This is a genomic window from Dactylosporangium sp. NPDC049140 (assembly GCF_040648435.1).
Window position 1 is genome coordinate 1 of sequence record NZ_JBEZDS010000082.1, and the last position, 12,010, is coordinate 12,010.

The 12,010-nt window shown below is 67.7% G+C and carries 15 protein-coding genes; 7 read left to right on the top strand and 8 right to left on the bottom strand.

Annotated features, from left to right (window positions below; all coding sequences use genetic code 11):
- The first annotated feature begins 337 nt into the window (after positions 1-337).
- Complete coding sequence (locus tag AB0B76_RS55660) at positions 338-925, top strand: GNAT family N-acetyltransferase (RefSeq protein WP_360393549.1); 588 nt, start codon at positions 338-340, stop codon at positions 923-925.
- 238 nt (positions 926-1,163) lie between these two features.
- Here AB0B76_RS55660 and AB0B76_RS55665 read toward each other — a convergent pair whose 3' ends face one another.
- Both AB0B76_RS55665 and AB0B76_RS55670 read right to left on the bottom strand, forming a co-directional pair.
- The gene (locus AB0B76_RS55665; protein ID WP_360393552.1) at positions 1,164-1,310 is read right to left on the bottom strand and encodes a hypothetical protein; all 147 of its coding nucleotides are present in this window, start codon (positions 1,308-1,310) and stop codon (positions 1,164-1,166) included.
- A gap of 5 nt (positions 1,311-1,315) precedes the next feature.
- Positions 1,316-1,693 (bottom strand): hypothetical protein, encoded by a 378-nt coding sequence (locus AB0B76_RS55670; protein ID WP_360393555.1) that lies wholly within the window; start codon positions 1,691-1,693, stop codon positions 1,316-1,318.
- Between the two features lie 308 nt (positions 1,694-2,001).
- On the opposite strand from AB0B76_RS55670, the gene AB0B76_RS55675 reads away from it, so the two are divergent.
- Positions 2,002-2,181, top strand: coding sequence for a hypothetical protein (locus tag AB0B76_RS55675; RefSeq protein WP_360393558.1), 180 nt, complete (start codon positions 2,002-2,004; stop codon positions 2,179-2,181).
- A gap of 175 nt (positions 2,182-2,356) precedes the next feature.
- On the opposite strand, the gene AB0B76_RS55680 is transcribed toward AB0B76_RS55675, so the two are convergent.
- The gene (locus AB0B76_RS55680; protein ID WP_360393561.1) at positions 2,357-2,764 is read right to left on the bottom strand and encodes a VOC family protein; all 408 of its coding nucleotides are present in this window, start codon (positions 2,762-2,764) and stop codon (positions 2,357-2,359) included.
- Positions 2,765-2,947: 183 nt separating this feature from the next.
- Here AB0B76_RS55680 and AB0B76_RS55685 point away from each other — a divergent pair, with 183 nt between their 5' ends.
- Positions 2,948-3,334, top strand: a complete 387-nt coding sequence (locus AB0B76_RS55685; protein WP_360393564.1) for a hypothetical protein — start codon at positions 2,948-2,950, stop codon at positions 3,332-3,334.
- 126 nt (positions 3,335-3,460) lie between these two features.
- Positions 3,461-4,024 (top strand): DUF4303 domain-containing protein, encoded by a 564-nt coding sequence (locus AB0B76_RS55690; protein WP_360393567.1) that lies wholly within the window; start codon positions 3,461-3,463, stop codon positions 4,022-4,024.
- Positions 4,025-4,157: 133 nt separating this feature from the next.
- Here the strand turns inward: AB0B76_RS55690 and AB0B76_RS55695 are convergent, their stop codons facing one another.
- Positions 4,158-4,664, bottom strand: a complete 507-nt coding sequence (locus AB0B76_RS55695) for an Lrp/AsnC family transcriptional regulator (RefSeq protein ID WP_360393570.1) — start codon at positions 4,662-4,664, stop codon at positions 4,158-4,160.
- A 62-nt stretch (positions 4,665-4,726) separates the two neighbouring features.
- On the opposite strand from AB0B76_RS55695, the gene AB0B76_RS55700 reads away from it, so the two are divergent.
- From AB0B76_RS55700 to AB0B76_RS55710, 3 genes are all read left to right on the top strand, one after another.
- The gene (locus AB0B76_RS55700; protein WP_360393573.1) at positions 4,727-5,701 is read left to right on the top strand and encodes an EamA family transporter; all 975 of its coding nucleotides are present in this window, start codon (positions 4,727-4,729) and stop codon (positions 5,699-5,701) included.
- A complete protein-coding gene (locus tag AB0B76_RS55705) occupies positions 5,668-6,660 on the top strand; it encodes an aldo/keto reductase (RefSeq protein WP_360393576.1) in 993 nt (330 codons plus the stop codon). The genes AB0B76_RS55700 and AB0B76_RS55705 overlap by 34 nt, the downstream gene beginning before the upstream one ends.
- Positions 6,661-7,203: 543 nt before the next feature.
- Positions 7,204-7,542 (top strand): hypothetical protein, encoded by a 339-nt coding sequence (locus AB0B76_RS55710; protein WP_360393579.1) that lies wholly within the window; start codon positions 7,204-7,206, stop codon positions 7,540-7,542.
- A 640-nt stretch (positions 7,543-8,182) separates the two neighbouring features.
- Here the strand turns inward: AB0B76_RS55710 and AB0B76_RS55715 are convergent.
- From AB0B76_RS55715 to AB0B76_RS55730, 4 genes are all read right to left on the bottom strand, one after another.
- Positions 8,183-8,755 (bottom strand): hypothetical protein, encoded by a 573-nt coding sequence (locus AB0B76_RS55715; RefSeq protein ID WP_360393582.1) that lies wholly within the window; start codon positions 8,753-8,755, stop codon positions 8,183-8,185.
- A 154-nt stretch (positions 8,756-8,909) separates the two neighbouring features.
- Positions 8,910-9,239 carry a hypothetical protein gene (locus AB0B76_RS55720; RefSeq protein ID WP_360393585.1) on the bottom strand — a complete coding sequence of 110 codons (330 nt, stop codon included), beginning with the start codon at positions 9,237-9,239 and terminating at the stop codon, positions 8,910-8,912.
- Positions 9,240-10,445: 1,206 nt separating this feature from the next.
- Positions 10,446-11,180 (bottom strand): GAF and ANTAR domain-containing protein, encoded by a 735-nt coding sequence (locus AB0B76_RS55725; protein ID WP_360393587.1) that lies wholly within the window; start codon positions 11,178-11,180, stop codon positions 10,446-10,448.
- Between the two features lie 40 nt (positions 11,181-11,220).
- Positions 11,221-11,802: a GAF and ANTAR domain-containing protein gene (locus AB0B76_RS55730; protein WP_360393590.1), complete on the bottom strand. Its 582-nt coding sequence runs from the start codon at positions 11,800-11,802 to the stop codon at positions 11,221-11,223.
- Between the last annotated feature and the right edge of the window lie 208 nt (positions 11,803-12,010).

Below are 12,010 nucleotides of genomic sequence, written 5' to 3' on the forward strand. Positions count from 1 at the left end.
AACGTGTCAGGACGGGCCCGGGAGGGCAAATGGGAGCGACTCAACAATCCAGCGCGGCCGGCTCAATCCCGACAGCCGGCACTTCGGAAAAGCCACTTCCCGGACCCGCCAGAACCCACTCTAGAACACCGCTCCTGGCCGCATCTTGACACAGAGGGGTGCCAGGACCGGAAGCTCTGGACCTCGATGCGCTTGTCACCCGCTGTGACGACCGTTCGCCGGCTGCCGCGCACCAACGGCGGCATGAGCGGAAACGTGATCAAGCGTGCTGAGCGGCGCGCTGCTCGGACGGCAGCAATGCGTAGGGCCCCTGCGCGCACCCTGCAACAATCCGGGGATGCCCCCTCTTGTCGGACCTGCGCTGCCCGATGATGTGCTGTCTTTCCCCGAACAGCCGCGCATCGTGGTCGATGACACCTGGATGCTGCGGCCGTGGCAAGAGGATGACGCGGCCGAAGTGATGGAGGCCTTCACCGATCCGGACATCCAGCGCTGGAACATGCACCGGATCGATGATGATGAGGAGGCGCGCGGCTGGGTCCGGGCGTGGAACGAGCGCTGGCACCGGGGCACCGACGCGGCCTGGGCGGTCTCGAGTGCCCATGACGGCCGGGCGGCCGGGCATATTGCGCTGCGTATGATCCGGCTTGAGCACGCCCGAGCGGAACTGTCCTGGTGGGTACGTCCGTCCGCGCGGGGCATGAACGCCGCCTCACGAGCAACTCGAGCGCTGGCGCGGTGGGCGTTCGATGAGGTCGGCCTTCAGCGATTGTTCTTACTGCATTCAGTGGGTAACGCGGCCTCGTGCCGAGTCGCTGAGCATGGTGGATTCCGCCTCGAGGGCACGCTGCGCAATTTCCTGCAACACACGGACGGCTGGCACGACATGCACATGCACGCGCGGTTGCGAGATGACCCGGATTAGCGACGGTCAGAAATCGAACTCCGGTGGAAGCATCACAGCGTATCGTGCCTCGGCAGCGACAGCGGTGGTCGTTCGAAACACCACAGGCGCGCCCATCCCGCCCATCCCGCTGCCGGCCAACTCCCAGCGATCATCACCATCGGATGAATCCTGATGCGCCAACCGATCCAGTCCAACTGATGTTCGAGATCTGCGTCCGTCACGTTCGGCGACGAGCGGATCGCGGCATGACAGCACGCTACTCCGTGAAGTAGGCGGCACTCTCCGCGTATGCCGGGTAGTAGGACTCGATCGCGATTTCGTCGATCGTGATGTCCATGGGGGTGCCGAACGTGGTGATGGTCGAGAACAACCGCAGCTCTCGTCCGCCGACGCGAAGGATCATCGGTATCACGACGTGTAGGGTCGTCCGCTACGTCGGGTTCGATGGCGTACCGGCAACTCGTGCTGGTCGATCCGGGCGTGGACATGCCGTCGCCGTTGTTCTGCCAGCGGCCACTCGAAGGAGCGCCGCGCCTTGTCGGCGAGGAACGAGTCCAGGGTCTGGCACAGTTCGCAGTGGCGGCCCTCCGGCAACTCGATCGACCAGTCGTCGGCGGACCGGATCGGCCGGGCCAGCCGACCCGCAAGCCGCGCGGCGCAGTGGCGCGAAACGACGTCGAGTCCTGCGGCGCGGCGAGTATCGCGGCTGGCCGCGTGGGCTGCGCGGAGCGCGGACATGGCACACACGAGCAGATCGTCGTTGTCGCTGCGCAGGAAGGCGACCATCCGATGCGCCATGATCCGGTACACGCTCGTAGCCGCAAGTCGCGCGCACGTCCGGCGTCGGAGATCCCTGCGTCGTTGGAAGCTTGGACCTCCGTGAGGGGAACCCTCAACGGACGGAAGCTCGGCCCCAGCACCATCGTCGTCCGCTCATGGCCGATGAGCGCGCACGTGATCTTGTGCCGTTGCGACTACTCATCTGACAAGACTTCCTCAGGATGCGCCGGGGCGCGGACGATCCGACTCTTGCCGGGCTTCAATGTAGGTACGGCCGAACCGGTCGCCGGAGCGCACGGGAAAAGTGACGACCGATGGGCGCACAGCCCAAACGCATCCCGGGCCAGACCAACGCCGAGTACTACGGCGGCCCCGACCCGAATCTGCAGTTCCTCGGCACCCATTCGCTGGTGGGCGGCGGCGACCCGTCGTGGGTGGGCCGCCTCTACAACGCCATCGCCGACCGGCTCGCCGCCCGCCGCAACCGCACCTGACCCGACGCACGCCCGATTTCGTGGGTGCGGCAGTCTTCGACAGCGGTCACCCATCTCACGTCCGCATCTGCCGCGAGTGCTGCGCGCCAGCAGGACCGTAGTCGACACAGGGAGTGGCAGACGCTGGCGGCGCGCGGAGACTTCCTGTCTTGCCGATGTGGGTGCGTGTCTGCTCTCAGTCGGCGGATCCGAGCGGTGGCTGAGAGGCGCGGCACGGCTGCGGCTCAGGGGGGAGCACCTGCGGCATGACGCAGAACTCATGGCCGGCCGGGTCGGCCAGCACGACCCAGTGCACGTCGCGCTGTCCGATGTCGACGCGGGTCGCGCCGAGCGTTACGAGCCGCTCAACCTCCGCCGCCTGATCGCGGTCGGTGGGCCACAGGTCGAAATGTACTGGCGTCTTGCCCCGTTTGGGGTCAGCGTTGCCGATCAGCAAGATCGCTGGGGCGGTGGGGTCACCGGCGATGGCCACGCCGGTGTGGTCCCGTTCGGTGACCCGGTAGTCAAGTGCCGCGCACCAGAAGGCTGCGGACACCTCCGGATCTGCACAGTCCATGATGATGTCGCCGATCTTCGATGCCATGCAGAGATTCTCGCAAAAGCCGGTCATCGCGACTGTCCGCTTCTGCCGCGTGTCTCGCGCGCCAACCGACCGAAGATCGTCCCGCTCTGTCTCGGCGTCTCGGCGTCTCGGCGTCTCGGCGCCGCTGGTACGCACTCGTGCCGATGATCGGATGAGCCGCGTGGCCCGCTGGGAAGATGAACCGTGGCCTCCGACCAAGACAAAGAGCGCGAGTCCCAGTTGCTCTCTACGGAGATCGACCCGCTCGCTCAGGCGATCCTCGATTCCGTGCAGCCGTGGGATGCGTACGAGGCCGCCAGCGACATCCCGGGACGTCTCCTGGATGCGTTGGACTGGCTGCCGCACGGTGGCGCGCTCTACGGGGCCTGGGCGGAACTCGCGGACCTCTTCGAGACAGGCAAGACGCCGATCCCGGACGCACACGCCGCCCTTCGGCAGGCGGCAACCGACTGGCTTGCCAGACCCGAGAATGACCCTGGGGCGTCCGTTGAGACGTGGCTGGAACGGGCGCAGACCTTGACGCATCGGCTCTTTGACCGGGACGGCGATTTCTGGCACGGCCCCAAGTAAGAGACGCACGCTCATGCCGCTGTCCGCTCGCTGCCGTGCAGTGAGAATCCATGTGCCGTGGCTGTCGGTGCTGGCGATCGAAGCCGGTGCCGCACGCCGGTGGCTCCGGCGAGGTACCGTGCGGTGGTGGTTTGGCAGGCCTTCGAGGCGGCGTGGCACGACAGCGGATGCCATGCCCTCGCTGGTCTGGCCGCGGCCTGTCCGGGCGAGCGGTTGTACGCCGCGGCGTTCCACCTCTTCTACGCCGACGGCACCGTGATCCTCCCGCCCGCGCTGGCCGCCAACACCGAGACGGCCGTGCGCCGCAACGACGGATACTCGACGCGGTTCACGCCGCCGGAGTGGCGGTGGGACGTGCTGGATGCCGCGAGCGATGCGATGCGGCCGTGGTACCAGCGCCTCACCGAGGAGTACCTGGCCCCCGCCACCAATGATGCCGAACGTGACCTGGCGCTGGATTCGCTCTGGACGGCTCATGACGCCGCCATGGCCCGGGTCTGCAAGTCGATGACCGCGACCGCGCGTCTGGGCGGCATCCACAGCTCGCTCCCGGCCACGTTCGTCGTCGTCATTCTGGAGGGTCAGCGGGGAGACGAGGAGGCGGACCTGATCCGCGCGAGCGTCGATCCCTTCGTGCTCACGACCGTTCCCGAACTCGCCGAGCATCTGCGAGAGGCCGAAGAGGCGTGACCCTACTGCCGGCTCAACGGCCGCCGGTACCGATACTGACACGCACATCTGCCGCGATCAGCTCGCTACGGAACGTCACGGGGAGCTGGTCGCCAGGCTCGCGGACATGCCGAAAGTAGTGCGTAGACCTGCGTTATTCAGGCGCTGCGGTAGGCAGCGGCAGTGGTCGAGCGGGTACGGGCGTGGAGACCACGATGGAGGTGGTGGTTTGCCCGAGGAGAAGGAACCGGTCGAGGATTTCTTCGAGTTCGCCGATCGACGGTGCGTAAATCTTGAGGAGGAAGCAGTCCTCTCCGGTGATTCGATAGCACTCGACCACCTGCGCCGTTTCGTGTGCGGCCCGAGCGATCGTGGGTAGCTGGCCGGGGCCTGGCCGGATGCGTACCAGGGCGGTTATCGGCATGCCGAGCGCGGCTGGATCGATGTCCATCCGGTACCCGACGATCACGCCTGCGGTTTCTAGCCGCTGTACCCGTTCGGTAACCGCTGGAGCGGACATGCCGACGCGACGGGCCAACTCCGACATCGATAGGCGCGGGTTGGCCTGCAATTCGGACAACACACGCAGGTTGACGACATCCAGGAGCCTCGCCCGGCCATCTAAGGAATTGGAACCTTCTGGCCTTAATTCTCTAGGCAAGTTACACCTCCTGCCTTCAGTTTGCCCTTCACGGTCTGCTCTGCACTTTGGAAGATACTCGGGTGAAGGACCTGACGGCGGCGGGCGGCGAGCGAACCTCATCGGCAAGCCCGTCCGGCTATGTGGCCAGGCTGGCGGCTCCGGCGTTCGTCGCGGTGAGCGCCGTCTTCCACTACCTCGGCCCAGCGTTCGCCGTACTGCTGTTCGCCCGGCTGGATGTGTTCGGGGTTACCTGGCTCAGGATCGCCAGCGCGGCCCTGGTGTTCGCGGTGTGGCGCCGCCCGTGGCGACTGTTGCGACGGTTGACGGCCGCGCAACACCGGGTCCTGTTGGCGCTGGGCGTGGTACTGGCGGTGATGAACACGACGTTCTACCTGGCAATCGCCCGGCTACCGTTGGCCACGGTCGGCTCGATCGAGTTCCTCGGGGCCATCATCCTGGCCGCCGCCGGGGTCAGAAGCCTACGTAACGCACTCTCGCTCGGGCTCGCCGTAGCCGGCGTGTTCACGCTCACCAACATCCGGCTGGCCGGCGCGCCACTCGGGTTCGGGTTCGCCTTTGCGAACTGCGCGCTGTTCATGCTCTACGTGACGCTCGGCCACCGGGTCGCCAACACCGGACCGCGTGACGGCCCCCAGTGGGCCGGAGTCGACCAGCTCGGCGCTGCCATGCTTATCGCCGCGGTCGTGACCACACCGCTGTGCCTCGTCGGCGCAGCGCCGGCCTTCGAACATCCCGACTGGCTGCTGGCCGGCGTCGCGGTAGGCGTCTGCTCCTCCGTCATCCCGTACGTGACCGACCAACTCGCCATGGCCCGACTGCGCCGCGCGACATTCGCGTTGATGCTGAGTATCTTGCCGGCCTCCGCCATGGTCATCGGCCTGCTCGTCCTTGCCCAACTGCCGACGGTCCATGACCTGCTCGGCCTGGCGCTGGTGACCGTCGCGGTCGCGATCCACCAGCAGCCGTCCCTTAAATTTGACATCGATCGAGGGGAATCAGAATGCAGTACGTCCGGCTCGGCTCGTCCGGTCTGAAGGTGTCGCGGATCGGCCTGGGCATGATGAGCTACGGCGATCCCGCCGCGGAGGCGTGGTTTCTGTCCGCGGACGCGGCCGAGCCGATCGTCCGGCACGCCGTTGGCGCTGGCGTGACCTTCTTCGACACCGCCGACATGTATTCCGGTGGCGTGAGCGAGGAGGTCACCGGGCGGTTGCTCGGCAAGCTCTTCGCCCGGCGCGGTGACTACGTGCTCGCGACCAAGCTCTTCTACCCGATGGGGCCGGGTCCCAACGACCGCGGCCTGTCGCGCAAACACATCATGGACTCCGTCGACGCCTCGCTGCGGCGGCTGGGCACCGACTACATCGACCTGTACCAGATCCACCGGTGGGACACCGAGACACCGATCGAGGAGACCATGGCGGCGCTGCACGACGTCGTCCGGGCCGGCAAAGTGCGCTACCTCGGCGCATCTCTGATGTACGCGTGGCAGCTCGCGAAGGCCCAATACACCGCACAGGCGGGCGGCTGGACCCGGTTCGTGTCGATGCAGACCCGCTACAACCTCGCCTACCGTGAGGAGGAGCGGGAGATGCTCCCATTCTGCGCCGATCAAGGCGTCGGCGTCCTGCCGTACAGCCCGCTGGCCCGGGGGCTGCTCGCCGGCGGCCGGCGCAACACACCTCGCGCGATCGCCGAGCAGGCCGACGGATCGCAGCGCGTCGACGAAAACGACGCCGACATCGTCGACGCGCTCCGAGCGGTCGCCGCCGGACGCACCCGGCCGCCCGCCCAAATCGCGCTGGCCTGGCTGCTGGGCAAGGCGCCGGTGAGCGCGCCCATCGTCGGCGTGACCAAGCCCCACCAGCTCGACGACGCCCTCGCCGCCGTGGATCTGGCCCTCAGCGACGAGGACATCGCCAGGCTGGAAGCCCCGTACCGCCCCCACGCACCGTACGGCTACTCACAGCTCACTACGCGACCCCCACAGTGACCCCGCCGTTCACCGGCTAACCGCGAGAGCTCCAACATCTTCCTATGCCGCTTACCGCGCTTGGGGGCTACACCCGCACGTCGCCTCAACCCTGCGAACCGCCGGGAACGTCGTGATTACGGAGTTGTGCTGGCGCGCTAGAGGCGGGGCGCTCGTTGACGAAGCGGCTGCGGGAGCATCGGTGAGTCTTTGATCTCGGCGAGAACGCCCACCAGGTCGTTGTCCACCCGGCCAACCGGACTCGAGCCACCGGAATGCCGGGGCCGGCCAGTACCCGGCCCGGGCCGCCAGCGCTTCGAGACCGAGACATGGGATGTCTGCCGCGATCGGTGGGTCTTGATCTGCCAAATTGCGAACCGGTCTACAGCGGATGGACAATTTATACGCATGGTGGGGAACGGACGCTTCAGCACCCTCGCCACCCACGGCGGTGCCGTCACCGAACGCCCGTCCGTCAGCGCCGACCGAGCATCCTCATCTGCTTGTAGGTGCCAGGGACCTTCAGGCCCTTGCCGCCGCAGGCTGGCCGGACAAGGGTTGGACATGAGCCCGGATGCCAGCGAGGTGATCGGAATGGCGTTCGCTGTCTTCTTGATCGTGCTGGTGGTAGTCGCGGTCGTGTCATCCGCCAGCGCGTGGTTTGCCAGGCGCCGAAGCCTGGATGCGACCGGACCGCAGCCAGCTTCGCCACGGGCGGTGGACCCATGGGCCGCCTCTGAGGCGATCGGTCGGGCTGACCGGCACGGTGAGCGCGCCGAGGCCGTCCTCACTACGCGACTGCTTGCTGGTCACATGTCGGCCGAAGAGTACCGGCGAGACATGGCCAGCCTCGCCGCGCGGGACACGGTCGGCCACCCGCTGGCCACCCCGCCCGACCAGTGATCCGGCCTTTGACTGGCAGTGATCCGGCCTTTGGCTGGGCCTTGCCCGGCGCACACGCCGGAGAGACCTCGATGGTCGTTTCGAACCGGTAGGAATGTCGATCTTTGTGAGCTCGAAGGCCTACCTGCCGGTGTGGGCAAAGGGGAGAGAGGGCCGACGCGCCGGCCGGCCGGCGACCTTGCCGCACCCGCCGACCGGCCCCAGCCCGGCCGAGGCGGACAGTGGGTCACTGCGGAACCCGGCACCGCTTCCTCGTCGTCTCGTCGTCACCGGCGTCGCGGTAGACCACTCCCGCAGGATGCGGGTGCGTCGAACACCCATGCTCGGCAGATCGGGACGCCTCCGCCACTCGGGATAACCGACAGCCAGGGACGGTCACCGACCGTGAGCACGCCCGACTGCATCAGCGCCGAACCGGCATCCTCAAGTAGCCGAGAAGAGTGCGTCCGATCTTGGCTTTGGGCTGTGCGTGCAGGAGCCGACGTACCCGGGTGGCGCGGTTCGTTCGGTGGCTCCGTCGTTATCCGGCGTCTCGTCCTTGATCGACAAATCCCGCTGTTACTTGCGCAGTCTGCCAACGGCCAGACTTCCTTGGGTGTGGCGTCCGAGCCGTCCGCTCGGCCCCCGTCTGGGTGAGCGGTCAGCCGCCCAGAGCCGCGGCGATGTTCGCGTCGACCTGCTGGACCATCCGTGAGAACCGCCGAGCGTCAAGTTCAGGCTCGCGGTAGGCGACCTCGATGGTGTAGCGGCCATACCGCGACCAGTAGACCCAGCGGGAACACGGCTCCCGCCGGCCCGGCTGCTCTGCCTGGCGGCAGTAGATCCGTGCTTGGTCGGCCGCCAGCGCCACGTCGAGCGGCGCGTCGTGCACGCCGCCGCTGCTGAGGTCCTCGCGGTCGTTGATTCGGGGGTCCTCCGCGGAGTAGCCGTACAGCGCGCCAAATCCCGACGCGTGCGTGGTGACTGACTGCTCGAAGTACGCCCGCGTCCTGACATTCGTCCAGCGCCTGACGACCAGGTCGCCGTCCGTCAGCGACGGGCCGTTCTCCCACTGCTCGCTCGCGAGCAGGCTCACGGAGGTCGGCGGCACAAACAGCGTCTCGATCGGCTTGCGGGGTCCGCCCAGCGATCGGTTTACGACGACCAGCCCTGCGGCGGCCACGACCGCTATCGCGACTGCCGCCACGACTGACCAGCGCAGCCAGGCGGGCATCGGTGTAGCGCCAGCTGTCACGATACTTTCGCCTTGCCGGTGGCCGGAAGGGCCGCGAGATAATCCATGATCGTCCTGTGAAAGTCGCGATGGTCAACTGACGGGCCCAGAAGGCCCCAATCGTTGAAAGGGGTTGCCGCAGGCGCGTGGAAGGCTACAGAAGTCTGCGGCCGGCCTCGGTGATGTGAGCCGCGAGTACGGCGTGAGCCGCGTCGTCGGACCAAACCTCAGCGCGTGTGCTTTCTCGCGCGAGGTCGTCTCCGGTCAGCGGGGCACCTTGGTCCCACTGTGCCGGCCAGTTATGGAAACGGCGCACTTCGACCAGGCCTCGCGCTGCCAGCGAGATCAGACCCGGCGCGAGGATGTCTGCGAGTTCCTGCAGCGTTGTCGCGTCGTGCCAGCGAAGCTCCCAGAGCGGCAGCGGCGAGTCCTCCAAGGGATCCAGGACCAACACCTCGGAGTGGTCCAGCCGTTCGTCGGCCATTCTCCCCTCCAGATGGATCGCTGCAGGAAGCATCCCACCTCGATGGTCCCCCGGCTCATGCGACAGTGCAGCCGACGAGTTCCCAGCGGGGCGTCCGCTTCTGCCGCTCTGTGTGTAGTAGCGTTGGCCACCGCTCGTGACGCACGGTCGGATATGGCTGCCTTTCCCGTATCCGATGCGGGCGTCGTGTCGTCTGATCAACTCGTGGTGCGGGCGGCGGTCGCTGCCTACCTGGGCCGCCACGCGAACGGATCACCGTGCGGGCCGACCCGGTCCGCGCATGGCGGATCGTCTCCTGGCAGGTGCTCGACGGCGACATGCGCCGCGACCTCGACGCGTACGTCGGCACCCTGAAGATCCGTGAGTTCGGTTTTTCCGGGTTCCGCGACAGCATCGACACCTTCAGGGACGAGTTGCGCGCGATATCTTGGCGCCGTTGGCCGTGGAGCCGCCGGCGACGTCCATCAGCATCGAGCTGTTGGCGTTGGTCAGGGTGTGGATTCCGGCGGCGGGCACCCCGGAGTCCAGTCGGCCCAACCGGACCTGTTCGGCCTGCCATCCGACCTGGACGACGTCATCCGCTGGACGTTGGCCCGCGACCCGCGGGACCGGCCCAGCGCAGGTGCATTGGCCACGATCTGCCAGACGCACCAGGACGGTTCCTGAGCGGCCAGCGCCCCGGTCTCGACGCGACGCCACACTGCGGCAGCCGACCCCGGACACCACGGCGCTCGTGACGACGGTCCGGCTCATAGCGGCGGGTGGTCGGCCATGAGTCACCACCAACCGTCGTTGCGGCCACCGGGTCGAACACCTGCGACGCTGCTGAATCTCAAACCAACCCGTACCGTGTCACCGTCGCCGTTGTCCCTCCCCGGTCGGACGCGGTTCCTCACGGTCACCGACTGCGTCGCTGCAGCCCCGGTCGTCGCCCGCTGGTCGCAGTGACCGACCGCGTGCACGTGCCGCGCAGTCGAGCGGCCGGGTCCCCGGGCGGGTTGACCACGAAGGTGCATCCGCTCGCCGAGGCCGCGGCCGGAGTCCGGTCACGGCTGACCGCTGAGCAGGCGGCGGACACCAACCTGCTGGTGGCGCTGCTGGATGCGGTCGCTGTCCCGCGTCCGGGTGGGGTGGGTCGGCACCGCAGGCGGCTGGATCATCTCACCGCGGACAAGACCCTCGACGAACCGTGCGGAGAGATCGGGCTCATCGCGGGTCGGGTGCGGCGAGTTCGGGGAGGCTGCGCAGGTCGTTGACGACGAGGTTGGCGACGTCGCTGAGGCGGCGGTTGCTGCGGCGGGCGTAGGCACGGATCAACGCGAAGGCGACGTCGACGTCGACGTTGTGCGCCTGGGCGATCGCGCCTTTGGCCTGTTCGATGATGATCCGGCTGTTCAAGGCGCCCTGCAGCTGTTCGGTGAGGATCTCCCCGCGGCTGACGGCACGCCGTTGGAGCAGGCCGATCGCGGCGACGTCGGTCAGCGCCTGCACGATCTGCGCGTCGGTGTCGTCGAAGTCGCCGACGTCGGTGCCGAACACGCCCATCGCGCCGATCACCTCGCTGCGCAGCCGCAGCGGGAACGCGTGCACAGACCGGTAGCCGACGGCGGCGTGCGGCGCGAACCGCGGCCAGCGGGGCCCGGCTCCACGCAGATCGGTGTTGATCACCGGTGCTGCGGTGCGGTAGGCGTCCAGGCACGGGCCTTCCTGGTTCTGTGGCTGGAACAGTTCCAGCAGTTTGGTGTTCTCGTCAGAGGCCGCCATGAACTGCAGGTAGCCGTTGTGGTCGGCGAGCAGGAGCCCCGCAGTGGAGTCCTCGACGAGGCCGGCGACCCGATCGGTGAGCATCTGCAGGAACTCGATGAGGTCGAACTCGTCGACGAGGGTGTCGGCGACCTCGACGAAGACTTTCGCGAGGCGTTCCGCGGATACGGTACTCATGCATGCCTCCTGGCCTGCCCTGCGGTGGTCTCGATGCTGCTCATGGCCGGTCCTGGTCGAAGCGCAGCCGCCGCGCGACGATGTCGGCGGCCACCTCGTTGAGCCGGCGGACTTCGGCGTAGGCGTAGGCCCGGATGCGCACCAACGCCTCGGTGATGGAGACGCCCAACTGGACCATGACCATCCCTTGCGCCTGGAACAGCTCAGCTCGCGGCTCGATCGCCTCGTCCAGGCCGTCCGGGCCGTCCTGCGCCGTGGTGGCCTGCTCCTGCCCGTCCAGCAGGGCGGTCACGGCACGGTCGGCGAAGGTGAACGCCTCACCCAGTTCCTGCCGGGACAGCGGTCCGGGATGGGTGCGGAACACGTCGAGGACACCGAGGCGGGCCGCACCGATCTGCAACGGGAACGCGAACACGGCCCGCACCCCGGCATCGTGGACGGCCGGCGCGTATACCGGCCAGCGACGTGTCGCACCGTCGACCAGATCGGCCATCAGGACCGGTCGGCTGGTCGCGAACGCGTCCACGCACGGCCCTTCACCGAAGGTGAACTGCAGATCCTCGATCCGCTCAGTGGCCGGATCCGAAGCGGTCGCCATGCCATGCACGCCGTTCTCGGCCATCACACTCACCCGACACCGGAGGCGGACAACGCCAGCGCCGCATCACGGCAGACACGCTGCAACCGGCCGACAACGCCATCGCCGCGCGCCGGGTCCGCAGCGGGGGGTGCGGGTCTCGGACAGCCTCGTCGTCCATGCCGGCTCATCCCTCGCCACGGCGCGACGGGCCGGACCGGGCACGAACACCACGCTGAGCTGCGTGTCCACT

Bases quoted from the DNA above. Each gene is read 5' to 3' on its own strand.
- AB0B76_RS55675 (WP_360393558.1), top strand. From the start codon at position 2,002: ATGGGCGCACAGCCCAAACGCATCCCGGGCCAGACCAACGCCGAGTAC.
- AB0B76_RS55730 (WP_360393590.1), bottom strand. From the start codon at position 11,802: ATGGCCGAGAACGGCGTGCATGGCATGGCGACCGCTTCGGATCCGGCC.
- AB0B76_RS55680 (WP_360393561.1), bottom strand. From the start codon at position 2,764: ATGGCATCGAAGATCGGCGACATCATCATGGACTGTGCAGATCCGGAG.
- AB0B76_RS55705 (WP_360393576.1), top strand. From the start codon at position 5,668: ATGCAGTACGTCCGGCTCGGCTCGTCCGGTCTGAAGGTGTCGCGGATC.
- AB0B76_RS55720 (WP_360393585.1), bottom strand. From the start codon at position 9,239: ATGGCCGACGAACGGCTGGACCACTCCGAGGTGTTGGTCCTGGATCCC.
- AB0B76_RS55665 (WP_360393552.1), bottom strand. From the start codon at position 1,310: ATGATCCTTCGCGTCGGCGGACGAGAGCTGCGGTTGTTCTCGACCATC.
- AB0B76_RS55710 (WP_360393579.1), top strand. From the start codon at position 7,204: ATGAGCCCGGATGCCAGCGAGGTGATCGGAATGGCGTTCGCTGTCTTC.
- AB0B76_RS55670 (WP_360393555.1), bottom strand. From the start codon at position 1,693: ATGGTCGCCTTCCTGCGCAGCGACAACGACGATCTGCTCGTGTGTGCC.
- AB0B76_RS55660 (WP_360393549.1), top strand. From the start codon at position 338: ATGCCCCCTCTTGTCGGACCTGCGCTGCCCGATGATGTGCTGTCTTTC.
- AB0B76_RS55715 (WP_360393582.1), bottom strand. From the start codon at position 8,755: ATGCCCGCCTGGCTGCGCTGGTCAGTCGTGGCGGCAGTCGCGATAGCG.
- AB0B76_RS55725 (WP_360393587.1), bottom strand. From the start codon at position 11,180: ATGAGTACCGTATCCGCGGAACGCCTCGCGAAAGTCTTCGTCGAGGTC.